Raw genomic sequence first — 25025 nt, 5'->3', positions numbered from 1 at the left:
TCAAATCACTTGGAAAACGAAGCGCGTCTCGGTTATGCTCACGCCGAGCGATAACAGTCCAGGTCATCGGAAACCCCATTTTGATTTAGCACCAAAAGGGAATCACAACCTGCTGTTATCGCTCAACTACTTTTAAATCGGGCTCTTAGGAAGATGCGGGTTGCACGTGGCATTTCGCAGGAACGATTGGCGCTCGATGCGGGGATTGACCGTGCCTATTTTGGTCGGATCGAGCGAGCAAAGGAAAATCTCTCGCTGGCGACAGTCGATCTTTTGGCGCAAACCCTTGGTGTATCCGTCGCTGACCTGTTTCGGGCGCCTTCTCCGGATGAGCAGCCGCCCCAATCGTTGCCGGCCGGGCGAAAGAAAGCCGACATATCAGTTAAGTTTTAGCGCCAACTTTGCGGCTTCGAGATGCGTATATCGCAGGAGCATCTTAGGATCACGATGCCCCGAGATTAGAGCGACCTCCGGCAGTGATAAACCGGCTTCAAAGAATCTCGACACGGCTTCGTGTCTAAAATCATGAAGGCGCAGATCACCAAGATTTGCTCGCTTCCGCAGTCTTTGCCATGCTAATCGAACCGAATTCTCCGACATTGGAAAGACTCTGTCGTTCACCACTTCGTGCTGCTTCACTTTCTCCAGAATTCTTAATGCACGAGACGACAATGGGATTATTCGGGGGTCGCCGTTCTTGGTTTCTGGAATGATGAGCACTCTTTGCCGCCAATCGATATCAATCCATTCGATCTTCAGGATTTCCCCACGGCGCATTCCTGTCGCAAGTGCAAACAGAAGTAACTCACGAAATAGAGGGTTTCGAGAGGAACGGAGCGCAACAGCAATCGCCCGCAAATCGCTGTATTCAACTCTTCGCATTCTTGGTTTTCCCGGCGACGGCTTTCGCACTTTGTCGACGGGGTTAGAGTCAAGTTTCAAATCCCATTCACGGCCAGCAACATCGAGCACCTGTCGTATGAGGATCAAATCCTGCCTAACGGTGTCATTCGAGACGCCTTGTAGACGCTCATCCCGAAACGCCGCAATTTGGCTTGCCGTAAGCTTTACAGCTTTAGTCAGGGCAATAGGATGCCTTGTAAGCTTTCCGATCCGGTATGACTCCTGATGAGCACTTCGTTTTGTTGGAGTGATTGCTGCAAGGTATCGAGCGAGAAGGTCGCCTAAAGTGCGATCATCCGAGTCAAAAATTGAGAAATCGCCCCGATCAAGACGGCGTTCCTTCTCCCTCGCCCAAACTTCCGCATCTTTTCGGCGCTGAAAGCTCTTTGAAAGCGGCTTAAACCCGTTCCGCCTAATCTGGACCTGCCAGACATTTCCTCGTTTTCTAAACGTTGCCATATTCCACCCCGTGACAGGAGTGTGACATCGGCAATAATGAGGAGATAAGCGTTTGATCCGACAGGATTTTTAAGCGAGCGACCCCCAGATTAGGAATCTGGTGCTCTATCCTGCTGAGCTACGGGACCATTGAGCCATCCATACAAAACCAGCACCGTTGCGCCAAGTGGTTTTCGGGAAAATCGTGAGTTCGAGGTTCTGTCCTGTCCAGACCGAGTTTCGGATCGAGTCGGGCTATCCCCGGCGCAACAAAAACCGGCCCGCCACCAGAGATGACTTGCCGATCAATATGAAATGGAATGTATTTCTTTGTTCTTACGCCCACGCCCGCCGCATAGTGATAACTCAACTGATTTGCTTTGAATTTGCAAGTGCTAAGCAGAAAAGAAACCGGCTGAGTGTTAATTTACATTACTGAAGGTTTTTCATATACAGACGAAAAGTAGTATAGAATAGTCATTCCACTTTTTAATTGAACGAAGTGCGCGCTTCTTGCGGGCGAGTGCGCCCGAATGACCTGCATCCGGGCGCATCGTCAATGACCGGGTTCAGAGGTTGAAGTCGGATCCATGCATGATATGGGCGCCATTGAGCGTCACGTCGAAATCGGCATTGCCATCGCCGTTCGTATCGGCGGAGACGACAGTGTTGCCGTCCACGAGCTCGTAGCGCAGTTCGCCGGCGGTACCGGAAAAGGCTCCGTTGCCGATGAAATTGAACGCATCATCGGTCATGGTCGAAGTCTTGGCGTCGATGCCGGTGAGATCGATCTTGTCGTGCTGGTTGTGGTTGAAGTCGACGATCGTGTCGCCCTGATAGAATGTCGGAACCAATTGCGGAAACCCTTGGGACCAATCTATGTCAAGGCTTACCCAGGTATGGCTTTCCTGGGTGGTGTTGAAGATGAAGTGATCGGCACCGCCGCCGCCCTTCAGCGTATCCGCACCAGCGCCGCCCACCAGATTGTTGGTGCCGTCGCCGCCGGTCAGCTTGTCGTCGCCGTCCTGGCCGTAAACCGTACCATCGACCGTGCCATTCTTGGTGTTGAACACGTCGTTGCCGCCACCGAGCTGAACGTCGCCGATCACCGCACCCTTGTTCGAGAAAGTGTCGACGCCGGTTCCGCCATGCGCATCGAAGGCAGCGGTTCCACCTTGGATCGTTCCGGTATTGACGATCGTCAGATCCTCCGAGCCCTCCCGGACGATGCCGGCACCTTGAGAGCCCTTGATCAGGCCGGCATTGTGGATGTCGGAGGAGCCACCCGAATTGCCTTCCATCAGGATGGCGTCGTATTTGCCGACGATCTTGCCGGCATTGTCGATGCTGCTGTCAAAGGCGAGCAGGTTGATGGCGTTGTTGTTCAGGGCGCTGATCTTGCCGTCGGCGCCGACCGTGACCGTCTCGCTCGCATCGCTGTTGATATCGCCGCCGAGCCAGAGCGCGGAATTTGCACCGATCAGCGAGCCGTTGACGGTGACGTCGTGGCCGGAACCCGTCCCGATCGCGACAGAAGCAAGGCCGGAAAGAAATCCGGTCGCCACATCCGTCCGCTTTACGGTAACGCCGGCGTCGATGAGCAGGTCGTCGGTGGTTGAGAGATCTATCTGCTGGCCGGAGCCGATGGAATTCGTCTTGATGTGCTGGGTCGTCATAGGAGCCTTCTTGTAGATATCCGAGTTGATCAAAAGTGGCGCAGCATCGTGTCGCCGTTTGTAAACCCAGCATCTTCCAAACAATCAAAAGGCGCAGTTCCCAGTGTGACAGCGCAGGAGTGGCAATTTACGCTATGCCGCTGATCACTGCCGAATGCTGCTCTGCCTCTTTTCGCACAGGCATTCACCCTTTGATCGCCAATGTCGCCGCAATTGAAACGACACTATCCAGGCGGTCCGCCGCCAGCTCTAAACGTGCAGGGCTGCATTCCTTCAAAAATAGAAAAACGGTTGAGAACCACAGGCCTGTGAATGGGCTTGATCCTTGCGCCTGCACGCATGATTTTCAAGATGGCGGCATCCATCCGGGGCATTGCACAGAGAATCCCGGCGCTGGCAAAAGAGTGCAGCAGATTCGCGAAAAGACGCGCAAAAACAAAGCATATCGCAGGATTCATGACCCATGCGACATGCTTTGATCTCGACGCTGCCTGCGGCTGCGTGAACCCTGATCGTATCTCAGCGCGTCGAGCGCAAATTCGCATCGACGACCCGCTGGACCATCGGCGCATAGTGCGAAAATCCCGGCGTCACCATTCCGGCCACCTTGCCGGCATCATCGAGATACCGCACCTTGACGATGTCGCGGACATTGGGATGCGTTTCGAACGCCGCGACCTCGTCGGCATTCATCGGTCCGCCCTGCAGCTTCAACGAATGGATCGACGCGACCGACAATTGACCGAAATATGCGGGATCGGTGGCGCAGATATAGCGCTTGGCGGCAACGTGGTGGCGCACACAATCGGTGACGATGCTCGGGAGGAACTGTTCGAGGATTTCCGCGCCCGCTTCCTCGTGATGCTTGTCGTGCGTATCCTCCATCGAGAACGTTCCGAACTCGCTGGTGAAATGGCCGATGTCATGGAGCAGCGTCGCCACGATGATCTCCTCGCTCTCGCCCTGCTGCTCGGCGAGATGGGCGCCTTGCAGCATGTGCTCGGCCATCGTCACCGGTTCTCCCAGATATTCCTCGCCGCCGCGGCGTTCGAAAATGTCGGCGAGAAATGCCACGATGGTGTTCGGCGAGAGATCGGCTCTGAGGGTCGCGCTCATTCCGCCGCCGCCTTCACTTGCATCCCGTCGGCCTCGGCTTCGATCGCAGCCAATGTCGAAAGCAGGCCGTCCTTGTCGGCGTAACAGCCCTGCAACCAGCGGGAGCCGGCACCGGAATAGCCCTTTCGAGCGTGCAGCACGCGGGTATTGTCGACGATGAAGCTTTCGCCCGGCGAGAGCTTGAAGGACACTTCCATCGCGGGATCGCCGATGATTTCGCCCAGACGGCGATAGGCAGCATAATAATCCGCCATGTCTTCGAACGGCACATCGGTGATGGCAGCGGTGGAGCGGTTGTTGAAGCGGATGCCGATCAGTTCCCCGTCCGGCGCCAGTTCGAGCATCGGCCGGCGAGAACGGAGACAGACGCCGGAACTGCCCGCATATTCGTAGCGGGCACAATATCTGGTCAGCAGGTCGAAGCCGCGCGGATTCTCCTCGCGCAGGCGCTCTGCCGCGCGGAAGCCGTCGACCACCATGTTTTCGCCGCCCTCGGCGGAATTCTCCAGGCAGTAGAGAATTTGCAGTGTCGGTACGGGATCGCGGTAGGGATTGTCGGTATGTGCCTGGAGGCCCAGGCCGGTATAGGCAAGATTGGTCGGATTGACCTCGGTGCGGACCTCGAAATACCTGCCGTAATTGGTCTCGCGCACATAGCCGAACAGGGCGGCGACGTCGAGCAGCGCTTCCGGCTTCGCCGGCCCGCCGTCGAGCTTGCCGAAACCATAGCGTCGAATGCCCGCCAGCCATTGCGCCAGGGCGTTGCGGTCGGCTGAAACGTCAGCGAAATCCGCAAGCGGCATGTTTGCGCCAAGCGACGCGTCCCATGTCTCGAGTTCGGGCGCGGTCCATCCCGGCCGGTGCGTCGGTTGATTGTCATAGGCCTTGCTCACCAGCCAGGCCGGATCGAAGGAAATGCTGCGGTTTTCCGGCTGGAAGGTCAGGTGCAGAGTTTCGCCTTCGATTTCCGCCTTGGAAACCACCGTGTTGGTCGGAATGTCCCCCAGCGTGATCAACCTTTGGCCGTTTCCCGGGGAGCGGGTCCGTTCATCCCAGGCATTGTCGCGCAGCCAGATCGAATGAAAGCGGTGACGCTTACCGTTCTCAAGCGTGATGGCCACGGCCCTTCCGTGATCGAGGATGTCAACATTGGTCAGCATCGGATTCCTCCAAGAGCGATTTCATCGACAATTCACCCGAAGTCAGGCATAACCGCAATCAATGAATATGAGGAACAAGACGCCGTTTTTGTTATGACTGACAAACCGGAAAATCTGCCGCCGCTTGAATGGATACGGGTGTTCGAGGCGGCCGCTCGGCTCGGCAGCTTCACCGCTGCGGCCGAGGAACTCGGGCTGACCCAGGCCGCCGTGAGCCAAAGAATCCGCAATCTCGAACTGCGCATCGGCGCCCATCTCTTCGAACGCCAGGCGCGTGGCGTGTCGCTGTCGACGCAGGGCGAAGCGTGGCAGCCGCATGTCCAGGCCGCACTCAGCCAGCTTGCCCATTCGACATCCAATCTGTTTGCGGCGCCGCGCCGCAAGGTCACGATCGCTGCCTCTGGCTCGATCATCGAATTGTGGATCGCGCCGCGCCTGCCGGATATCGTCAAGGCGCTGCCGCATCTGCAGCTCTCCTTCGAGACGATCCAGCGCCTGCCGGACTACTCCCGCAGCGAAGCCGATCTCGAAATCCGTTTCGGCAAGGGCACTTGGCCGGATATGAAGGGCGTGTGCCTCTACGCGGAGGAACTCGCACCTGTCGCTGCGCCGCGCCTGCTCGCACAGTCGAGCGATGATTGGCGGAGCTTGCCGCGCATTGCTCTCTCCGGACCCAGGCACGGCTGGCGCGACTGGACCACGGCCCAAGGCGAGCCTCCTCCCCCCGTCCCCATGCTGCGGTTCGACACATTCGTGCAGGCACTGAGGGCGGCTGAGGCCGGTGCAGGCGTGCTTCTCGCTTCCCTTCCGCTTTGCTCGGCGGCGATAGATGCCGGGCGACTGGTTCGCCTCGGGCAGGAAAGCCTGCAGATGGACGAGAGCTACTGGATTGTCTGGTCCATCCATCGTCCGAGGTTCCGGGAGCTCGACACGCTCGTTGAGGTCCTGACGCTGCGGTAGAGGGCCAGCTTTGCAGGCTGTTGAACGACGGAGACGCGATGTTCGGCACCGGCCGATCGATCCTGCCGGCCTCATGGCGCGACTGGCTCATCGCACCGTCGAGCGAAATCCCACCCGGCCCAGCCGGACGGGATTCCTGACAGCAATGCCGGAAATATCACGTCTTTCATCCGATGTTCCCCCGGAAACAGCGGCGCAGCGGGAGATGTGCGAAAAAGGCTTCAACGCTGGAGACGACCTCCAGACCCCAAGCGAAACGAAACCAAACGATCCCCAAGGAGAATATTATGAAGAAGCTCGTTCTCGGCGCTGTCGCCGCCCTCGTCGGCACCGTCGCTCTCACCTCTGGCGCCCAGGCCGGCGGCTTTGTGTGGCATAACCACGGCTGGCACCATGGTTGGCACCATGGCTTCTGGGGTGGCCCGCGCATCGTCATCCGCCCGGCTTACTACAATGACGACGACACCTGCTTCGTCAAGAAGGTCCGCGAATACGACGACTACGGCAATGTCTACGTCAAGCGCGTCCGCGTGTGCGACTGATCCCTGCCTGGAATGCCCTGACTACTCTTGACTACCCCTGGCCGCCCATCCTCCCCTGCCCCGGCGGTCAGGTTCTGACTTCCTCCCCGTACTTGCCCGGTCCCCACAAGGACCGGGCTTTTTCATTCATCTGCAGGCGGCGGGCAAGACACTTGCCGATGCCTCAGCTCTCCAGCTCCTCCCGCAGCATTTCAAGCTCCAGCCATTCCTCTTCCATGCGGCCCAGTTCCTCGCGAGCTTTTTCGAGAGCCTTAGCCGTCTTCGAAAACCCATCCGGGTCGCGGCTGAAGAATTGCGGATCGGCCATCCTCTTCTCGAAGCCGGCAATCTCCGCCTCCTTGGCGCCCATCTGCTTTGGCAGGTTGTCGATGGCGAATTTCTGCTTGAACGAGAGCTTGCTCTTCTGCGCCTTCGACGGCTCGGCCGCGGCAGCCTCCGCACGGGCAGCCGGCTTTTCCTTGTCCGCCCGCCGCTGCTCTTCCTGCTGGCCGCGCCGCTGTGCCAGCATGTCGCTATAGCCGCCGGCATATTCGATCCAGCGGCCGTCGGGGAATTCCGGATTGGCCGGCGCAATGGTCGAGGTCACGGTACGGTCGAGGAAATCGCGGTCATGGCTGACGAGGATCACCGTGCCCTGATAGCCCGCAACCACTTCCTGCAGCAGGTCCAGCGTCTCGATGTCGAGATCGTTGGTCGGCTCGTCGAGAATCAGCAGGTTGGACGGTTTCGCCAGGATGCGCGCCAGCATCAGCCGGGCGCGCTCGCCGCCCGAGAGATCGCGGATCGGCGTGCGGGCCTGCTCCGGCTGGAACAGGAATTCCTTCATATAGCCGGTGACATGCCGCTGCACGCCGTTGACCAGCAGGCTTTCGCCGCGTCCGTCGGTGAGGTAGTGCGCCAGCGTGTCGTCGAGGTCGAGACCTTCGCGCCGCTGGTCGAGCATGGCGATTTCGAGATTGGTGCCGAGCTTGATCGTGCCGGAATCGGGTTCCAACTGCCCGGTCAGCACCTTGAGCAGCGTCGTCTTGCCGGCGCCGTTCGGCCCGACAAAGCCAATGCGATCGCCACGATGCACGCGGATCGAAAACGGCGCGACGATCGTCCGCTCACCATAGGCCTTGGTGATCTTTTCCGCCTCGATGACCAGCTTGCCGGATTCGCGCGCCTCGGCGACACCAGCCTCGACGCGGCCGAGCGCGCCCTTGTGCGAGCGATGCTGTTGGCGCATGTCCTGCAATTCGCCGAGCCGGCGCATATTGCGCTTGCGCCGTGCGGTGACGCCATAGCGCAGCCAATGCTCCTCGCGCTCGATCGCCTTGCCGAGCTTGTGCTGTTCGAGCTCTTCTTCATCCAGCACGCGGTCGCGCCAGGCCTCGAAAGAACCAAAACCCTGGTCGAGCCGACGGGCAAAGCCGCGGTCGAGCCAGACGGTGGCGGTCGACACCTTTTCGAGGAAGCGCCGGTCGTGCGAGATCAGGATCAGAGCACTCTTCGTCCGCGTCAGCTCGCCTTCCAGCCATTCGATCGTCGGCAGGTCGAGATGGTTGGTGGGCTCGTCGAGCAGCAATATATCCGGTTCCGGCGCCATGACCCGCGCCAGTGCCGCCCGCCGCGCTTCGCCACCCGAAAGACTTTCGGGGTCGCGATCGCCCGCGAGGCCGAGATGTTCGAGCAGATAAGTGACGCGATAAGGGTCGTCGGAAGGCCCGAGGCCGGCGGCTGCATAGGCCTCGACTGTGGAATAGCCGTCGAAATCCGGCGCCTGGTTGAGATAGCGCACGGTCGAGGACGGATGGCGAAACACCTCGCCGCTCTGCGGCTCAGCCAGCCCGGCAGCGATCTTCATGAGCGTCGACTTGCCGGAGCCGTTGCGGCCGACCAAGCAGATGCGCTCACCCGGCTCGACCTGCATGTCGACGCCGTTGAGCAGCGGCGCGCCGCCGAAGCTCAGATGGATGTCGGTGAGTTTGAGGATCGGGGGGGCCAAACTTATACTCCGGTAAAATCATAGGGCCGCGCGAGCAGCATGGCGCGGCCGGCGCCGAGGCTGAGCGAAATCGCACCCTCGGCAACATTGGAAACGGTACGGCTCGAGCCGAACGGCAAGGCGAAATCGTCGAGCGGATAGCGCGCATTGCCGATCGTCAGATCGGTGAGATCGGAAAAGCCGATGATCGAAAACAGGCTGCCGGCGGGCAGGTCGAAACTGAAGCGGCCGGCGATGACAGGATAGGCCTCCTCATCGCCCGAGGTCAGCAACACGTCACGGCCCCGCTCGGCGAGCGACAGCGCATGCACGAGATGGGCAAGCCCATGATCCGACCGCGTGCCGCCGAGCGCACCGACCAGGATCAGCCGATCGGCGCCGGCATCCAGCGCCGCCGCCACGGCCAACTCGCCATCCGTCAGCGCCTTCTCGGCCGGATGGAATTCGCGTTTGACGTGGGGATGGCGCGCGATCAGATCGGGTGGAGTGGAATCGAAATCGCCAACCCACAAATCCGGCTCGACGCCCAGCGTCTCGGCATGCGCCATTCCGCCATCGGCGGCGATGAAGCGGGCGTCGCGAAGCTGTCGGTCGAGGCGATCCGTCCGGGTCAGGCGGCCGCCGAGAAGAATGGCGAAATCGGTCATGCCGCCGCTTTAGCTTATGTGGCGGAGCGGGGAAAGGGGATGCCGGGGATTCGGGGACGATCGGGTCCGCGGTGGGCCGTGCTTTACGACCGTCGCCCCGTCAGTCGCGTAAAATGCCCCATCTTCCGCCCCGGCCGCGCCTCCGCCTTGCCGTAAAGATGGATGAGCACCTCCCTCTCCTGCGCCAGCAAAGCCACGTCCTCGATCTCATCCCCGATCAGGTTCTGCATGACGCAATCGCTGTGCCGCGCCGGATTGCCGAGCGGCAGGTTGCCGACGGCGCGGATATGCTGCTCGAACTGCGAGATGACGCAGGCGGCCTCGGTCCAGTGGCCGGAATTGTGCACGCGCGGCGCGATCTCATTGGCAATCAGCGTCTCGTTTTCGGTGACGAAGAATTCGATGCCGAGCACACCGACATAGTCGAGTGCCGAGAGCAGCCTGAGTGCAGCGTCGCGCGCGTGCTCCGCAACGGCCGGACTGATCGCGGCCGGCAGGGTCGAGGTGAAGAGAATGCCGCTGCGGTGCACGTTTTCTGCCGGATCATAGCATTCGAGGTGTCCATCGAGCCCGCGCGCCGCGATCACCGAAATCTCACGCGTGAACGGCACGAAACTTTCGAGGATCAGCGGCACGCCGCCGAGCCTGGCAAAGGCGCCGTCGGACGCATCGCCGGCACGAAAAACCATCTGGCCCTTGCCGTCATAGCCGAGCCGGCGGGTTTTCAGCACGCCCACACCGCCGAATTCGGCCAGTGCGTCCTCCAGGTCCTCCTGGCTGTCGACAGCGCGAAAACCGGCCGTGACGATGCCGCAGGCATTGAGATATTGTTTTTCGGTCAGCCGGTCCTGCGCCACTTCCAGTGCCTGCGGCGGCGGATAGACGGGCACCAGCTTTTCGAGATGGCGGGCAGCTTCCACCGGCACGTTCTCGAACTCGTAGGTCACGACATCGCAACGCTGCGCAAGTTCGGCCAAGGCAGCCCGATCGTCATAGGCGGCGACGATCTGCGCATCGGCGAGCTGCGCCGCCGGGCAGTCGGGCTGCGGCTCCAGGATGACGGTGTGAAAGTTCAGCCGGCTAGCGGCCATGGCGAGCATGCGGCCCAATTGACCGCCGCCGATGATGCCGATGGTGCGGGTTTTCATCTACTTATCCACAGGATGTTCAGCCACCGAGGCGGTCTGTTCCTCGCGCCAGGTGTCGAGACGCTCGGCCAGGTCGTCGTCGTAAAGCGCCAGGACTGCAGCAGCAAGAAGTGCTGCGTTGACTGCGCCGGAACGGCCGATCGCCAGTGTTCCGACCGGCACGCCGGCCGGCATCTGCACGATCGATAGCAGGCTATCTTGTCCCGAAAGCGCCTTGGACTGAACCGGCACGCCGAACACCGGCAGCGGCGTCATCGCCGCCGTCATGCCCGGAAGGTGCGCGGCGCCGCCAGCGCCGGCAATGATCACCTTGAAGCCCTCATCGCGCGCTGATTTGGCAAAATTCACCAGCCGGTCGGGCGTGCGGTGTGCCGAAATGATCCGCGCTTCATAAGGAATTTCAAGAGCGTCCAGCGTGTCAGCGGCATTTTTCATGGTCTCCCAGTCCGACTGGCTTCCCATGATGATGGCGACGGTGGGCTTGGAAATCGGCATTGCGGCCTTTCGTTCAGGCGATGATATCGGGGATGATCTGGTCTTCGACCTGGGCCAGCTTGTCCTTGACGGCAAGCTTCTTCTTCTTCATTCGCTGGACCCTCAGGGCATCGCAGCCGGTTGCGATCATGGCGTTGATCGCGACGTCATAGTCCTCGTGCTCCTGCCGCAGTCTCGCCGCATTCAGCCTCAGTTCAGCCTGCTCCTGGTCGGCCATAAAGTCCCTTCCCCACTCTCCTTCAGCCCGGGACATGGCGACATTCCCGGTATCTGCATCGTTTTGTCCCTATCACAATTCTGTCGGTAACGGGAAGTTTTCCTTTAGGGAGAAATCACCTTCGACAAATCGTCATTTACGTGTCACATTGGCACTGTTGCAGCCTGAAACATCCGGCGGGATGGATGGCCGGATGTGGGCAAGAACGGGAAGGAACCAGCCTATGTCACTTGAGGCTCATATCGAGACGCTTGAAAAGAAACATGGCGATCTTGAAGCAGAACTTCACACCGCAATGCTGCATCCCTCAACCGGCGACACGCAGATCGCGGAAATAAAGAGACAAAAGCTGAAAATCAAGGATGAAATCGAACGCCTGCGTTTGAACACGCGCCACTAGTTGAATACCCGCGCAAGGCCGCCGGATGGGTTTCCTGACGCTGAACGAGTAAAGATTTCACAGGAAGTCGAATCTGGCGGCCGACGCCGCAAACAGGGATAAATCCGGGGAGGAAACGAGGGCCAAGCCCTCAAGCCCAGAACTGATCCAGCCAAAAACCTAACTTCTGAAAACCCTGCGGGTTGATCGCATAGATTCGCCGTGTGCCTTGGGTTTCGACTTTGACCATCTGGCAATCGAGCAGCGCCTTCAGGTGCTGCGACACGGCCGGGCGGCTGACGGGCAGAAGCGACGCCAGTTCATTGACTGTGCGCGGCGCCCGTCTCAGCTCTTCGAGCAGGAAGCGTCGGTTTGAATCCGAAATGGCCGTGAATGGATCGCTCATCGGCGACGAAGCTAAGCCAGAGTTTTTTCAAGGACAAGACTTTTTGTGCGTTGCACTTAAAAAATTTCGCAGCGCACGAAAACCAAGCAGGTCCGGAAAAGTGTCCCGCGGTTTTCCGGCAAGAACCTGCGACAAAACAAAGGACCAAGCGGGGAAATCGTTGGCTTGCCAACGATTTCCCCGCTTGGTCACATCAGCGCCTTCGCCAGCGCCGCCGTGCCATCGTAGAACAATTTCGCCCCCGCCAATGCGCACATCAGGTACATGAACGGATAGAAGAAATCCGACCGCATGCGCCGCACCATATAGGCGCCGGCAATCGTCGCCAGCGGCGCTAACGGAAAAAGCGTCGCTGAAATCTTCAGATTGCTGATGTCGAGCGTACCGAGCGCATAGTAGGGAATGAGCTTGATGGCGTTGAGGATCGCAAAGAACCGGACCGCAGCGCCGGTATAGTCGCGCGGCGGCAATCTCAACGGCAGACCATAGACCTGGAACGGCGCACCGCCGGCATGGGCGACGAAGCTGCCATAACCCGACAGCGTGCTCCAGAAGCCGGCGCGCGCGATCGTATGCGGCCGCGGCGGCGCCTCGACCGCGCGGGCGAAATAGCGGTTATAGTAGAAGCGTGCGGTAAAACTCAGCGCCACGACACCGATGATGATTTCCATGGCGTAATGCGGCACCAAGGCCCAGGTGAGCCAGCCGAAGGCAATGCCCGCCAGTGCGCCCGGCAGCATGATTTTCAGCAGTTCGGCATTGTTGTTGTGCCGCCAGGTCCAGAGGGCGGCGCAGTCCATGACGATCAGGATGGGCAGCAGGATCGCCGCCGCCTGATCCGGCGGCACGACAAAGGAGAGCATCGGCACGCCGAGCAGACCCAGCGCATCGCCCATGCCACCCTTGCTCAAGCCGACGAGAATGACCGCCGGTATGGCGATGAAATAGAAGCTCGCGTCGATGTGCATGTTGATCCTTGGCTTTAGGGGCGTTAGAGCATGCTGTTATGATTTGGAAGCATTCTGTTGGCTCAAACGGAGTCGGATATCAGGCCGGCAGGCGCGCGTCGTAGCCAACCCTACGGCCAAGCCTGCCGGCCTGATAGGCGGCCCGTTTCAGCCAACCCGAAGGGCCGGGCACGTTTCCGCCAGGAAAGGAGCGATCGCCTCGTCCGTACGTTTGGGTACGACCTTCGGCAATCGCTCCTTTCCTGACGAAAACCTGCTCCGGCAGAATGCTTCCAAATCATAACAGCATGCTCTAAGGCAGGAAAAGAGGCTGGGTCAGTGAAGGACTACAGCCGAACGCCTGATCTGCAAAGCAGGGAATCGAGACACATCATCCATGTCAACAGTTGAAAATCGCTGCCGCCTGGTCCTCGTCGCACCAGAGATCGCCGATCCCGCCGAGGCGGTGCGCATCATGAGCGACGCGCTCAAGGGCGGCGACGTCGCCTCGGTGATCGTGCCGCAATATGGCTTTGATGACAGCACCTTCCAGAAGATCGCCGAATCGCTGGTGCCGGTGATCCAGAAGGCGGGTGCTGCAGCACTGGTCGCCGGCGACAGCCGCGTGGCCGGCCGCGCCAAGGCAGACGGCCTGCACATCGTCGGCGGCGTCGAGCCGCTGGCCGAGGCGATCGAAAAATTCACCCCGAAACTGATCGTCGGTGGCGGCAACGCCCAGGAACGGCACCGCGCACTCGAGATGGGCGAATTGCAGCCCGACTATATCTTCTTCGGCAAGCTCGACGGCGACATCAAGCCCGAGGCACATCCCAAGAATCTGGCACTTGCCGAATGGTGGGCGTCGATGGTCGAAATCCCCTGCATCGTCATGGGCGGCACCGATCCGGCCTCGGTGCTGGCGATCGCCGAAATGGGGGCGGAGTTCGCCGCCCTTCGTCTGGCGGTCTTCGCCGAGCCGGAACGCGCCGCTACCATTATTCAGGAAGCGAATGCGCTGCTTGACCAAAAAGCGCCACGCTTTGGGGTTTAAAGCCGGATCATGGCAGGGCAGCGGATGATGAGACAGCGGGTAATTTGGGCGGTTTTCCTGGCCGCGCTCGTGCCGTTTGGCGCGCGCGCCGATTCGAACCTGGTCAAGGTGACGCCGGTCAAGCCGGTCAATGTCGACAAGCTCAAGCAGGAGAGTGACGAGATCGGCAAGAGCGACCGCCTGCTGCCCGATCCGGCGGCACAGCAGTCGGACGTCCTGACGCTACCGAGCATCGACGACGTCGAAAAGCCCTCGCAAGGCCTCAATGTGCTCGATCGCATGGGCGCCAATCTTCCGGACCTGCCGAAGGAGAAGACTTATTCCGGCAAGGTCGACGATGCCTTTGGCGCCTTTCAGCGCGGGCTCTATCTGACCGCCATGAACCTCGCGCTGCCGAAGGCGCAGCGTGGCGACGCGGCATCGCAGACGCTCGTGGCCGAATTGTTGGACGGCGGCCTCGGCGTGCGGCGCAACGAATCCGATGCGCTGTTCTGGTACGAGCAGGCCGCACGCGCCGGCGACCCCAATGCCCAATTCAAATATGCATTGATGCTGATGGAAGGCCGGTTGATCAAGCGCGACCGCAAGCTCGCCGACGAGATGATGCAGAAGGCGGCGGATGGCGGCAATGCCGAAGCCCAGTTCAACCTGGCCCAGCTCAAAGTCGCTCGAACACCGGGCGAAAAGGGCCTGATGGATGCCCTGCCCTATTACGAGAAATCCGCGACGCAGGGCATTCCGGATGCGCAATATGCGCTGTCGCAACTCTATGTCAGCCTGCCGGTGCCGAAGGAAAAGCAGGACTTGGCCCGCTACTGGCTCGAACAGGCCGCCGACCAGCGCTTCGACACCGCCATGTACGACATGGGCGTCTGGAACATCAACGGCATTGCCGGCGATCGCGACTACGATACCGGCTTTGTCTGGATGAAGCGCGCCGCCGACAATGGCAATATCGTGGCGATGAACAAGCTCGCCTATCTCTACATCAACGCCATCGGCACCCGGCCGGACCCGATCGAGGCGGCCAAATGGTATGTGCTGTCGCGTCGCGCCGGGCTCTCGGATCTCGGCCTTGAGGATTTTTATCTCGGTATCGAAGACGACCAGCAGCAGGAAGCGATCAAGCGCGCCGACGCTTTCCGAAAGCAATGACGCATATCGCCCAAAAGTGGCTTCCGGTTTTGGGATAACGATATGCGCAAAAACAAAAAGCATATCGCCCAAAAGTGGCTTCCGGTTTTTGGGATAACGATATGCGCAAAAACAAAAAGCATATCGCGCAAAGGTGGTTCCCGGTTTCGGAATAACGAAGCCGCTTGAAAATCACCGGCTTTTGTGGTCTTGAAGCGCTCAAACGTCACGCCGTCGATTTCATCCGGTGTAATATCCCATGCGGCCCCGTTCGGGGCCGCTTCGATTTTGAAGGAATTCCATCATGGCCCGTTCAGCGCTTTTGAATGTCATGGTCCAGGCAGCACTCAAGGCCGGCAAGTCGCTGGCACGCGATTTTGGCGAAGTGCAGAACCTGCAGGTGTCGCTCAAGGGACCCGGCGATTATGTCAGCCAGGCCGACCGCAAGGCGGAGAAGATCGTCCAGGAAGAACTGCTCAAGGCTCGTCCGACCTACGGCTTTGCCGGCGAGGAGAGCGAAGAGATCAAGGGCACCGACGGCGCACATCGCTGGATCGTCGATCCGCTCGACGGCACGACCAATTTCCTGCACGGCATTCCGCAATTCGCCACGTCGATCGGCCTCGAGCGCAGCGGCGAGATCGTCGCCGGCGTCGTCTACAATCCGGCCACCGATGAACTCTTCACCGCCGAAAAGGGCGGCGGCGCCTTCGTCAACGACCGGCGCCTGCGCGTCTCGGCCCGCAAGAACCTATCGGACGCGGTGATCGGCTGCGGCATTCCGCATCTCGGCCGCTCGATGCATGGCCGCTTCCTGGTCCAGCTCCGCCATGTGATGGGCGAAGTCGCCGCCATCAGAAGCTTCGGCTCCGCCTCGCTCGACCTCGCCTATGTCGCGGCAGGACGGCAGGACGGTTTTTGGGAAGAAGGCCTGCAGCCATGGGACATCGCGGCCGGCATCATCCTGATCCGCGAAGCCGGCGGTTTTTCCAGCGATCTCTCCGGCGGCTCGGACATGTTCGGCAGCGGCACGTTCTGCGCTGGCAACGAGCACATCCATAAGGCTCTGCTCGACGTCGCCAATCGGCCGGTGCCGAAGCAGTAAGATGCTGCCGACGGCGAAAGCCATCACATCATATTGAGGGCGCTGTCGTGGTGGTGCATGCAACCGCCATACATGTCGCCCTCGGTTGCGGTGGGCGCCAAAATTTTCTTCTGGTTGACGTCCGTCGTCGACGATGTGGTGGTCTGGTCGATCTTCACATCGGGGGATTTGTCAGTCTTGACCGTCGCGTCTTCGGCGAATGCCGGCATGGCGAGAGCCGCGAGCAGGCCCACAGCAAGCACTGTCCTTATCATCGGTATTCTCCTCATGATTCGATGGCGGGACGAATCCCGCCGCAATCAGGCGCCGATCGGCGCCAAAATGCCAGTCATATTTATGTGAGCATTCGCTGTTGGACGCCATGGTCCGTCGACGGCTGCGGCAATCGCATCAGATTGACAGCCCGACTTGGGCGGTGATAGGCCTCGGCAAACGGGACGGCCTCATGGCAAGAAGGACTTACAGGCTGGCGCTAGCTATACGCCTCATCGCAGCATTGACGCTGCTGATGATCGGCTTCGCGCACCAGCCGGTCGTCGCCAACCCGCTGGCGCTGCAATTCGCTGCCTATAGCCTGCCCGACGGCACGCTGCCGTTCTTCTGCCTCAACGATGACGGTTCGCAACCTGTCAAGGGCAGCAAAAGCGCTGTTCATGATCATGGCTGCGATGCTTGCCGGCTTTCGGCCAGCGTGCTCATGCCGACGCCGCCCGATTTGAGCGGCCAGTCCTTCGATTTTTCTGCCGTTCGCCTGGTCATTGAAAAGGACTTTCAGCTCGCCCGGACGCTCCACCCGCCGAGCTTGGGGCCGCGCGCTCCACCGGACATTGTCGTCCTCGCCTGAGCGGCACTGCGAAATTCAGTCACGCCGCTGTCCAGGCCGTTGCGCGCCGGTGGGACGCTTTCCAAAACTCTGGAACACAGCCTTTTCTGCGCGGTTGCAGCCCCGTCTTTTCCGATTGCCATCCGCGCCGGCGCATTGCCGGCTGCCGAGCCTCAACACCGAGCGACAGACGTCGCATCTCAAAAGGTATTTCCATGTCTCGTTTTGCCAGGATCCTCACCCCCGTCGCCATCGCCACCGTCGCCATTGCCGGCCAGGCGTTTGCGCATGCGCATCTGGAATCCTCCGTCCCGGCCGACAAGGCGGTCATCAAGACCGCTCCGACCGAACTCGATCTCACCTTCAGCGAAGAACTGAACCCCAAATTCACCGGCGTCACGGTGACCGGGCCTGACCGGAAGGCCGTCAAGACCGGCGAGGCCATGCTGATGGATGATGACCAGATGCTGATGGTGCCCATCTCCGATACGCTTCCGGCCGGAATCTATACGGTCGAATGGCACGCGCTCTCCGCCGATGGCCACAAGAGCAAGGGCAAGTACAGCTTCACCGTCAAGCCGTGATCGCTCCCGAAACAGTTTTGGTGATCTGCCGCTTCGTCTTCGACGGAGCGGTGATCTTCCTGTGGGGCACCGCCGCCTATCTTGCGGCGGCGGTGCCGAGCAGACTTGCCGGCCAGATCGCGGCAAGACTGACATCCGCACAGCGGATCGCCGCGATCCTTGCCATCCTCGCTCTCACCCTGCTTCTGCCGGCGGAAAGCGCCATGATCGGCGATGGCTGGGACTCGCTCGAAATCTCTGACATGGTCGACGTCATGCTCGAGACCGGTATTGGCTGGGCCTGGATGGCCCAGGCGACCGGCACCCTGCTCCTGCTTGGCCTGCTCATCATTCCGGCTGCCCACCGACAGGCAGCGATTGCCATCGCCTCCGCTCTGCTTCTGGCAACGCTGGCCATCAGCGGCCATGCGGCGATGGATGACGGCTGGCTCGATATCGCACACCGCACCAATCACATCCTGCATCTTCTTTCCGGCGGAGCCTGGCTGGGCGCACTGATCCCGGTGCTGATGATCCTTCGCAGGCTTGCCGAGCCCGAGGCGCGGCTGGCGCTGATGCGCTTCTCGACCTTGGGGCACGGCGCAGTGGCGCTGGTGATCGTGACGGGCCTGATCAACACATATCTCATCGTCGGCAAGCCGCCGCTCGACTGGTCATTCCCTTATCAAATGCTGCTGTCGGCCAAGATTGTGCTCGCGACCGCGATGACGATGCTTGCCATCGTCAATCGCTATATCTTCGTGCCGCGGCTGGCACGTGACGCCGACAAAGCTGTCAGGTCTATCCTGCACGGCACCCTGGCGGAAATCGTCCTGGGAGCGCTCGTGCTGGCCCTCGTCTCCTGGTTCGGCACCCTCGACCCGCGATAAGCTGCGGACTTGGAGCGCCTCACCGCACCATATGCAGCACATTGTGCCGGTCGACGCCGAACTGCAGGCTGGCGAGGCGGGCATAGATGCCGCCCTTGGCGACAAGGCTCTGATGCGTGCCTTCCTCGACCACCTGGCCCTGATCCATGACCAGGATACGGTCGGCCTTGAGCACGGTGGCGAGCCGGTGAGCGATGACGATGGTGGTGCGGCCGGCCATCAGTCCGTCGAGCGCCGTCTGCACCAGGGTCTCGCTTTCGGCGTCGAGCGCCGAGGTGGCCTCGTCGAGCAACAGGATCGGTGCATCCTTGAGGATGGCGCGGGCAATGGCGATGCGCTGCCGCTGGCCACCGGAAAGCATGATGCCACGTTCGCCGACTTCGGTGTCGTAGCCTTTTTCCAGCCGCAGGATGAATTCTTCCGCATGCGCCGCCCGCGCCGCCGCCTCGACCTGAGCACGCGTTGCGCCCGGCGCGCCGAAGGCGATGTTGTCGTGGATGGTGGCGGCAAAGATCGTTACGTCCTGCGGCACGATAGCGATGCGATCGCGGATATCGGCCGGATCGGCGTCCCGCACGTCGACGTCATCGACCAGCACGCGGCCCGAAAGCGCATCGTAGTAGCGCAGGATGAGCGAGAAGATCGTGCTCTTGCCTGCACCCGACTGGCCGACGATTGCGACGCGCTCGCCCGGCCGGACGGCAAGATCGAGACCATTGAGCGCCACATTGCCTAGCCGGGTTGGATAGGCAAAGCGCACATCGGAAAATTCAACACTGCCGACCGGCGGCTGCGGTAGTCTCACCGGATGTTCTGGAGCCGCAATTTCGGGCTTTTCGACCAGAAGTTCCGACAGACGACCCGCAGCACCAGCCGCTTGGCTGAGTTCGCTCCAGACTTCCGAAAGTGCGGCGAGCGCGCCTGCCGCCATCACCGAATAGATCAGGAACTGGCTGAGCGTGCCGGGCGTCATCGCCCCGGACAGCACATTCTGCGCACCGAACCAGAGCACGGCGACGACGCTGCCGAACACCATGGTAATGGCAAAGCCGGTCAGGAAGGCCCGCTGACGCGTTGAAAGCCGTGCTGCATCGAAAGCGTTCTCGGCCGCTTCCCCGAAGCGGTCACTGGCGATGCCGGCGCTGTTGAAGGCCTGCACGGTGCGGATCGCACCGATCGCCTCGGATGCATAGGCCGAGGCGATCGCCAACCTATCCTGAGCCGCCCGCGCGCGCTTGCGCACCGAGCGGCCGAAGGCGACAAGCGGAAAGACGATCAGCGGGATGGCCAAGAGAACCAGGCTCGACAATTTCGGGCTGGTATAGATCATCATCGCCACCGCACCGATCACCAGCAGCGTGTTGCGCAACGCCAGCGACGCCGAGGCGCCGACGGCGGATTTGATCTGCACCGTATCGGCCGTCAGCCGCGAGACGATCTCGCCCGACTGGTTGACGTCGAAGAAAGCCGGCGACAATTTCGTGATATGCGAAAACACGTCGCGCCTGAGATCGGCGACGATCCGCTCGCCGAGCACGATGACGAAATAGTAGCGTAGCGCCGAGGCCGCGGCGAGCACCACCGCCAGCCCCATCAACATGCCGAAATAGGCGTTGATGAACTTGCTGTCCGATTGGGTAAAGCCATTGTCGATCATCCGCCGCACCGCCGTCGGCAGGATCAGCGTGGTGATTGCCGCCACCATCAGGAAGACAATGGCGCCGCCGACCAGCTTCTTGTAGCGCCACATATAGGGATAGAGCTTGCCGAGCGGCTTGAGCGATCGGCTGTCTGCTTGTTTGTCCTGCTCTGCCAAGGCTTCGGCCCCCGTTTTGTGCGCCAGACAGGCTGCGATTCCTGCTTCCGGCCACTTGTTATCCGTGCATGCTTCATGTATAGGCGTCGCCCATCGAACGAAGCCGTGATCCACGTCAATCGCGGCTTCATTTATTTCTTCGGCTCGGCTGCTGCAAGTGAATGCGGCAAAAGACCACCATAGACCGGCAGGAAATTATCATGAGAGAGAAGATTCACCCCGACTACCACATGATCAAGGTGGTCATGACCGATGGCACCGAATACGAGACCCGTTCCACATGGGGCGCGGAAGGCCAGGTCATGAACCTCGAAATCGACTCCAAGTCGCATCCGGCCTGGACCGGCGGCAACCAGCAGCTGATGGACCGCGGCGGCCGCGTCTCCAAGTTCAACAAGCGCTTCTCCGGCCTCGGCATCTGATCCGAGCCTGACCGCTTGCAGCAAAAAGCCCGGCCTGCCCGGGCTTTTGTCGTTTTGTGAGACGTCCTGCAAGCAACGCTGTTTGTCCGTCTCTACTGAACTGAGTAGCAACCAACATTGACCCGGTGGTCGGGTCTGAAAAATGGAAGGCGAAATTTCGGCACGTTCCGCCAGGGACCTGCTTAAAATGCTGAAGAGCGCATCCAATCTCCATGGTGATGCGAGTAGGGATATCGAACTCACAATCCATCAAAGATGGCGGGATGGCACCGACCTTGAACCGCTTATCGAACTTCTCAAATCTGAAACGAAAAACCACCAGATCGACGCCGCGTACTATCTGATAGAGGTCGTTCCACGGCATGAGACGATCGCGAAACTCGCAGCAGATTTTGCAGATCACCGGCTCTCCTACTGCCGCAAGGCATTTGTCGGCTACGTCACAAATACCGGGCTCTACGACGAAACTATCGCTGTGGGGCTGGCTAAGTGCCTGACGGATTTTAATCTCTTTGTCCGAACCGAAACGATCAACTGGGCGGTCTACACGACCGACGACCGGTTCGACGATTTCTCACGACGGATAAGAGGCATGTCGGACCCCGAAGGGTTGGGCTTCCGGGGGATTGGCATTGCAAGGCGGCTGCGCGACGACGAACGCGTTAAAGCGATCAGACAAAGCATGCCGGAAGAAGACAGTTTTGTTTTCGATTATCTGCAAATCTTCGAAAGGCGGTTGATGCGCTATGTGACAAGGCGGAAATCTGGAGAGCCAGTCGTAGCGACCACCCCGGTCACCTATGATGAGTTCGAAATCGGCGTCGTCGGCGAAGTGTACGACAATCTCGGTATGTTCAAGGGTCGTCTGCCCACCACAGACGTCCCGCCACATGTCACGGACGACCAACTGCAAGACATGATCAATCGAGCGGACGACAGTATCAGTCATCGTGAGCTGGATCAGAGAGCCATCGACATGGCCCGGCTGGAGTGATGGCGCCTTTGTATTCTGCGTGATCAACCGCATCGCCACACGCAAAGCCCGGCCTGTCCGGGCTTTGTCGTTTGAGATGATGCTATCGTGCGGTCCAGGCCGAGATCGCTTCCAGCCGCGCGGCCAGCTTGTCGAAACACTCACCCCAGCCTTCGATATTGTCGTCGCGCCGCTCGACGGTCGCCAAGCCTTCCTGCGTAAAATGCATCTCCGTGCCACCGTTTGATGCGACGAAATCGATGCTGACAAGCGTGCGTGGTCCAATCTCTGCGCCAAGGCCTTGCGTCAGCGTCATCATCAGCCGCTCGCCTGGCCGGATTTCGCGAAAATCGCCATATTCAAGATAGACCTCGCCCTCGTTCGAGCGCATCTCCACCTGCCAGCGGCCGCCGACAACCGGGTCGATCTCGACCAGCGTCACCTCGAAACCATCAGGAGCAAGCCAGCTGCGCAAGGCATCGGCCGAGACCCATTGATCGAACACCGTTTTCGCCGGTGCGTCGAAGCTGCGGTCGATGACGACATCGATATTCGATCCGTCCGTGGTATCGCCTATGCGCATCATCTTTCTCCCGTCAGATCTCGTGAACACTAAACCGGTCGCCCGGATCATAGGTTCCTGCCGGAGAAATCACCACGGCAATTGCCTGGCATCGTCGAAGACGCCGCCGAAAGACAAGTCGTGATTCTCGACGGCGAGTTTCACGGCAATGGCCGCACCTCGGCCAGAGCGCAGCTGCCGCGGAAGCCATTGAAATGGCCAGGTGCGGCTGGCAGCCAAGCTGGCGGATGGTAGATACCAAAAAAGCGGCACCCGAAGGCACCGCTTTTCAATCCGGTCAAGCCGTAATCTTTATTCAGCCTTGGTCTCGGCAGCTGCAGCTTCAGCGGCTTCGGCAGCGGCCTTCTCGGCGGCAGCCTTTTCAGCGGCTGCGGCAGCTTCCGCAGCGGCCTTTTCGGCAGCCAGGGCCTGGGCAGCGGCAAGCTTCTCGGCTTCGATACGAGCCTTCTCAGCCTGCAGCGCCTGGCGTTCGCCTTCGTTCAGCTTGCGGGCGCGGGCATTGGTGTTCTCGACGATACGGGCAGCCTTGCCACGCAGGTCGCGCAGGTAATAGAGCTTGGCGCGACGGACCTTACCGCGGCGGACGATCTCGACGCCTTCGACCATCGGCGAATAAACCGGGAACACGCGCTCGACGCCTTCGCCATAGGAGATCTTGCGGACGGTGAAGTTCTCCGAAAGACCCGAGCCGGAACGGCCGATGCAGACGCCTTCATAGGCCTGGACGCGGGTACGCGAACCTTCGACGACGCGCACGTTGACGCGGACCGTGTCGCCCGGGGAGAAATCGGGAAGCGTGCGCTTGGCGGCAATCTTGGCAGCCTGTTCGGCTTCCAGCTGTTCAATAATGTTCATGTCAACCTCGTTGTGGTTCAACAGCCAGAGCGCCGAAACTACCTTTGGTCACGCCTCCGGTAGTGCCTTGGAAGGCAAAGCGATACATCTGTTCTTCATTGGCGGTTGATGGGAAAGTCCCATTCCGGGCGCGCACATAGCCGATTGCCGGCCTTTTGTCACCCCCTTGTCATGCAGAATCCTGCCAATGGCTCGAAAAACGACCGTAATATACTTTGTCACAAAACTGCAATTGTTGAAAATATGATTAAATAATTGTCATATGCACAATATGAGAGCAGATTCCCTCATGGATCAATTTTCGATCCGGGAGGGGACTGACCATGACCATCAGCAATCCATCACCCTCGTTATATAACGAGGACCTTGCGCCCGCAGAAGACAGAAAATGGGGCGCCTTCAGTATCTTCAACGTCTGGACATCGGACGTTCATAGCCTCTGGGGCTATTATCTTGCCGCCAGCCTTTTCCTGCTCTGCGGCAGCTTCATCAATTTCGTCCTCGCCATCGGCATCGGCTCGCTGGTGATTTTCTGCCTGATGAGCCTGGTCGGCAATGCCGGGGTAAAGACCGGCGTGCCCTTCCCGGTTCTGGCCCGCGCCTCCTTCGGTACCTTCGGCGCCAATGTGCCGGCGCTGGTCCGCGCCATCGTCGCGTGCTTCTGGTATGGTGCACAGACATCCGCCGCCTCCGGCGCCATCGTCGCGCTGCTGATCCGCAGCCCCGGCATGCTGTCCTTCCATCAGAACAGCCACATGCTCGGTCACTCGACGCTGGAAGTCATCTGCTACGTCATCGTCTGGGCGCTGCAATTGCTGATCATCCAGCGCGGCATGGAAACGGTGCGGAAATTCCAGGATTGGGCCGGACCGGCGGTCTGGATCATGATGCTTCTCCTGGCGATCTACCTGGTCATCCGCTCCGGCACCTTCTCCTTCGGCAGCGAGATCCCGCATGACGTGCTGCTCGCCAAGACCAAGGATGCCGGCGTGCCGGGTGATCCCGGCTCCTTCGCTGCACTTTGTGCCGTGGCCGCGACCTGGATCACCTATTTCGCCGCGCTCTACCTGAACTTCTGCGATTTCTCGCGTTACGCCAAGGATGTGAAGACGCTGAGGACCGGCAATCTCTGGGGTCTGCCGATCAACCTGCTCGCCTTCTGCCTCGTCGCCGGCGTTACCACGACGGCCGCCTACAAGGTTTATGGCGACGTGCTGCTGCATCCGGATGCAATCTCGGCCAAATTCGACAACTGGTTCCTGGCGCTGCTCGCGGCACTGACCTTTGCCGTGGCGACGCTCGGCATCAATGTCGTGGCCAATTTCGTCTCGCCGGCCTTCGATTTCTCTAATGTCTTCCCGCGCCAGATCAGCTTCAAGCGCGGCGGCTATATCGCGGCGGCGATTGCGCTGGTGCTTTATCCCTTCGCGCCCTGGGACACGGGCGCGGCGCATTTCGTCAACTTCATCGGTTCGACCATGGGTCCGATCTTCGGCGTCATGATGGTCGACTACTATCTGATCCGCAGCGGCCGTCTCAATGTCGAGGCGCTCTATCGCGAGGAAGGCGAATTCAAGTTCCAGGGTGGCTGGCACGCCAATGCCTTCATCGCCTTCGTCATCGGCGCGTTGTTCTCATCGATCCTGCCGACCTTCACCAGCATCCTGCCGGCATGGTGGGGAACCTATGGCTGGTTCTTCGGCGTGGCGATCGGCGGYGTGGTCTACTATGCCCTGCGGATCGGCGCACGGCAGAAGATGACGCAAGCCGCCGAATGACGATCTGAATA

General features: G+C 60.2%; 29 protein-coding genes and 1 tRNA gene. 14 read left to right on the top strand and 16 right to left on the bottom strand.

Translation table 11 applies throughout. The features are described from left to right. Positions 1–117 precede the first annotated feature (117 nt). Positions 118–393, top strand: coding sequence for a helix-turn-helix transcriptional regulator (locus AC1DYF_RS03125; RefSeq protein WP_477875143.1), 276 nt, complete (start codon positions 118–120; stop codon positions 391–393). On the opposite strand, the gene AC1DYF_RS03120 is transcribed toward AC1DYF_RS03125, so the two are convergent. The 3 genes from AC1DYF_RS03120 to AC1DYF_RS03110 form a co-directional block, all read right to left on the bottom strand. Beyond that, on the bottom strand, positions 379–1362 hold the full coding sequence (locus AC1DYF_RS03120; RefSeq protein WP_477875119.1) for a tyrosine-type recombinase/integrase: 984 nt from the start codon (positions 1360–1362) through the stop codon (positions 379–381). The two genes, AC1DYF_RS03125 and AC1DYF_RS03120, sit on opposite strands and share 15 nt — an antisense overlap. A 52-nt stretch (positions 1363–1414) precedes the next feature. Beyond that, a tRNA-Arg gene (locus AC1DYF_RS03115) sits at positions 1415–1491 on the bottom strand. A 419-nt stretch (positions 1492–1910) separates the two neighbouring features. After that, positions 1911–3017 (bottom strand): calcium-binding protein, encoded by a 1107-nt coding sequence (locus tag AC1DYF_RS03110; protein ID WP_477875117.1) that lies wholly within the window; start codon positions 3015–3017, stop codon positions 1911–1913. A gap of 134 nt (positions 3018–3151) precedes the next feature. On the opposite strand from AC1DYF_RS03110, the gene AC1DYF_RS03105 reads away from it, so the two are divergent. Next, entirely contained in the window at positions 3152–3496 is a 345-nt protein-coding gene (locus tag AC1DYF_RS03105; RefSeq protein WP_477875116.1) for a hypothetical protein, read from the top strand. Between the two features lie 40 nt (positions 3497–3536). Here AC1DYF_RS03105 and tmpB read toward each other — a convergent pair whose 3' ends face one another. Further along, complete coding sequence (tmpB, locus tag AC1DYF_RS03100) at positions 3537–4133, bottom strand: (R)-1-hydroxy-2-trimethylaminoethylphosphonate oxygenase (RefSeq protein WP_477875114.1); 597 nt, start codon at positions 4131–4133, stop codon at positions 3537–3539. Beyond that, complete coding sequence (gene tmpA / locus AC1DYF_RS03095; RefSeq protein ID WP_477875112.1) at positions 4130–5293, bottom strand: 2-trimethylaminoethylphosphonate dioxygenase; 1164 nt, start codon at positions 5291–5293, stop codon at positions 4130–4132. Before tmpA ends, tmpB begins: the two co-directional genes overlap by 4 nt. A 93-nt stretch (positions 5294–5386) precedes the next feature. Here tmpA and AC1DYF_RS03090 point away from each other — a divergent pair, with 93 nt between their 5' ends. Then, entirely contained in the window at positions 5387–6253 is an 867-nt protein-coding gene (locus AC1DYF_RS03090; RefSeq protein WP_477875110.1) for a LysR family transcriptional regulator, read from the top strand. 287 nt (positions 6254–6540) lie between these two features. Continuing rightward, positions 6541–6795 (top strand): sulfur globule protein precursor, encoded by a 255-nt coding sequence (locus tag AC1DYF_RS03085; RefSeq protein WP_477875108.1) that lies wholly within the window; start codon positions 6541–6543, stop codon positions 6793–6795. 163 nt (positions 6796–6958) lie between these two features. Here the strand turns inward: AC1DYF_RS03085 and AC1DYF_RS03080 are convergent, their stop codons facing one another. The 5 genes from AC1DYF_RS03080 to AC1DYF_RS03060 all read right to left on the bottom strand — a co-directional run bounded on the left by AC1DYF_RS03080 (position 6959) and on the right by AC1DYF_RS03060 (position 11289). Continuing rightward, complete coding sequence (locus tag AC1DYF_RS03080) at positions 6959–8782, bottom strand: ABC-F family ATP-binding cassette domain-containing protein (protein ID WP_477875106.1); 1824 nt, start codon at positions 8780–8782, stop codon at positions 6959–6961. 2 nt (positions 8783–8784) lie between these two features. After that, the gene (locus tag AC1DYF_RS03075) at positions 8785–9429 is read right to left on the bottom strand and encodes a thiamine diphosphokinase (RefSeq protein ID WP_477875104.1); all 645 of its coding nucleotides are present in this window, start codon (positions 9427–9429) and stop codon (positions 8785–8787) included. 83 nt (positions 9430–9512) lie between these two features. Continuing rightward, positions 9513–10577, bottom strand: a complete 1065-nt coding sequence (locus tag AC1DYF_RS03070) for a 5-(carboxyamino)imidazole ribonucleotide synthase (protein ID WP_477875102.1) — start codon at positions 10575–10577, stop codon at positions 9513–9515. Then, the gene (gene purE, locus AC1DYF_RS03065; protein WP_477875100.1) at positions 10578–11072 is read right to left on the bottom strand and encodes a 5-(carboxyamino)imidazole ribonucleotide mutase; all 495 of its coding nucleotides are present in this window, start codon (positions 11070–11072) and stop codon (positions 10578–10580) included. Positions 11073–11085: 13 nt separating this feature from the next. Beyond that, positions 11086–11289, bottom strand: coding sequence for a YdcH family protein (locus tag AC1DYF_RS03060; RefSeq protein ID WP_477875098.1), 204 nt, complete (start codon positions 11287–11289; stop codon positions 11086–11088). Positions 11290–11512: 223 nt separating this feature from the next. On the opposite strand from AC1DYF_RS03060, the gene AC1DYF_RS03055 reads away from it, so the two are divergent. Beyond that, on the top strand, positions 11513–11689 hold the full coding sequence (locus tag AC1DYF_RS03055; protein ID WP_477875096.1) for a YdcH family protein: 177 nt from the start codon (positions 11513–11515) through the stop codon (positions 11687–11689). Between the two features lie 130 nt (positions 11690–11819). Here AC1DYF_RS03055 and AC1DYF_RS03050 read toward each other — a convergent pair whose 3' ends face one another. Then, positions 11820–12074 carry an ArsR/SmtB family transcription factor gene (locus AC1DYF_RS03050; RefSeq protein WP_477875094.1) on the bottom strand — a complete coding sequence of 85 codons (255 nt, stop codon included), beginning with the start codon at positions 12072–12074 and terminating at the stop codon, positions 11820–11822. Between the two features lie 188 nt (positions 12075–12262). Then, complete coding sequence (locus tag AC1DYF_RS03045; protein ID WP_477875092.1) at positions 12263–13042, bottom strand: sulfite exporter TauE/SafE family protein; 780 nt, start codon at positions 13040–13042, stop codon at positions 12263–12265. A gap of 376 nt (positions 13043–13418) precedes the next feature. Between AC1DYF_RS03045 and AC1DYF_RS03040 the strand changes: the two genes are divergently transcribed. The 3 genes from AC1DYF_RS03040 (at position 13419) to AC1DYF_RS03030 (ending at position 16311) form a co-directional block, all read left to right on the top strand. Next, the gene (locus AC1DYF_RS03040) at positions 13419–14072 is read left to right on the top strand and encodes a thiamine phosphate synthase (protein WP_477875090.1); all 654 of its coding nucleotides are present in this window, start codon (positions 13419–13421) and stop codon (positions 14070–14072) included. Between the two features lie 27 nt (positions 14073–14099). Next, the gene (locus AC1DYF_RS03035; protein WP_477875088.1) at positions 14100–15227 is read left to right on the top strand and encodes a tetratricopeptide repeat protein; all 1128 of its coding nucleotides are present in this window, start codon (positions 14100–14102) and stop codon (positions 15225–15227) included. Positions 15228–15510: 283 nt separating this feature from the next. Next, entirely contained in the window at positions 15511–16311 is an 801-nt protein-coding gene (locus AC1DYF_RS03030) for an inositol monophosphatase family protein (protein ID WP_477875086.1), read from the top strand. Between the two features lie 23 nt (positions 16312–16334). Here the strand turns inward: AC1DYF_RS03030 and AC1DYF_RS03025 are convergent, their stop codons facing one another. Further along, a complete protein-coding gene (locus AC1DYF_RS03025; RefSeq protein WP_477875084.1) occupies positions 16335–16565 on the bottom strand; it encodes a hypothetical protein in 231 nt (76 codons plus the stop codon). Positions 16566–16756: 191 nt separating this feature from the next. On the opposite strand from AC1DYF_RS03025, the gene AC1DYF_RS03020 reads away from it, so the two are divergent. The 3 genes from AC1DYF_RS03020 (at position 16757) to copD (ending at position 18587) form a co-directional block, all read left to right on the top strand. Beyond that, entirely contained in the window at positions 16757–17155 is a 399-nt protein-coding gene (locus tag AC1DYF_RS03020) for a hypothetical protein (protein WP_477875082.1), read from the top strand. A 194-nt stretch (positions 17156–17349) separates the two neighbouring features. Beyond that, positions 17350–17718 carry a copper homeostasis periplasmic binding protein CopC gene (copC, locus tag AC1DYF_RS03015; protein WP_477875080.1) on the top strand — a complete coding sequence of 123 codons (369 nt, stop codon included), beginning with the start codon at positions 17350–17352 and terminating at the stop codon, positions 17716–17718. 20 nt (positions 17719–17738) lie between these two features. Further along, positions 17739–18587, top strand: coding sequence for a copper homeostasis membrane protein CopD (gene copD / locus AC1DYF_RS03010; RefSeq protein WP_477875141.1), 849 nt, complete (start codon positions 17739–17741; stop codon positions 18585–18587). A gap of 19 nt (positions 18588–18606) precedes the next feature. Here copD and AC1DYF_RS03005 read toward each other — a convergent pair whose 3' ends face one another. Further along, on the bottom strand, positions 18607–20403 hold the full coding sequence (locus AC1DYF_RS03005; protein WP_477875078.1) for an ABC transporter transmembrane domain-containing protein: 1797 nt from the start codon (positions 20401–20403) through the stop codon (positions 18607–18609). Positions 20404–20603: 200 nt separating this feature from the next. Here AC1DYF_RS03005 and rpmE point away from each other — a divergent pair, with 200 nt between their 5' ends. Continuing rightward, complete coding sequence (gene rpmE, locus AC1DYF_RS03000; protein WP_477875076.1) at positions 20604–20825, top strand: 50S ribosomal protein L31; 222 nt, start codon at positions 20604–20606, stop codon at positions 20823–20825. Between the two features lie 142 nt (positions 20826–20967). Beyond that, positions 20968–21819: a hypothetical protein gene (locus tag AC1DYF_RS02995; RefSeq protein WP_477875074.1), complete on the top strand. Its 852-nt coding sequence runs from the start codon at positions 20968–20970 to the stop codon at positions 21817–21819. Positions 21820–21901: 82 nt separating this feature from the next. Here AC1DYF_RS02995 and AC1DYF_RS02990 read toward each other — a convergent pair whose 3' ends face one another. Together AC1DYF_RS02990 and rplS are read right to left on the bottom strand one after the other, a co-directional pair. Further along, on the bottom strand, positions 21902–22381 hold the full coding sequence (locus AC1DYF_RS02990; RefSeq protein WP_477875072.1) for an SRPBCC family protein: 480 nt from the start codon (positions 22379–22381) through the stop codon (positions 21902–21904). Between the two features lie 291 nt (positions 22382–22672). Continuing rightward, positions 22673–23236: a 50S ribosomal protein L19 gene (rplS, locus tag AC1DYF_RS02985; protein ID WP_477875070.1), complete on the bottom strand. Its 564-nt coding sequence runs from the start codon at positions 23234–23236 to the stop codon at positions 22673–22675. Positions 23237–23559: 323 nt separating this feature from the next. Here rplS and AC1DYF_RS02980 point away from each other — a divergent pair, with 323 nt between their 5' ends. Beyond that, positions 23560–25014, top strand: coding sequence for an NCS1 family nucleobase:cation symporter-1 (locus AC1DYF_RS02980; protein WP_477875068.1), 1455 nt, complete (start codon positions 23560–23562; stop codon positions 25012–25014). Positions 25015–25025: the final 11 nt, after the last annotated feature.

The organism is Rhizobium sp. P2_G9 (genome assembly GCF_056403475.1).
The sequence above is the reverse complement of the archived record's forward strand: the minus strand, read 5'-3'. Positions and strand labels throughout refer to the sequence as shown.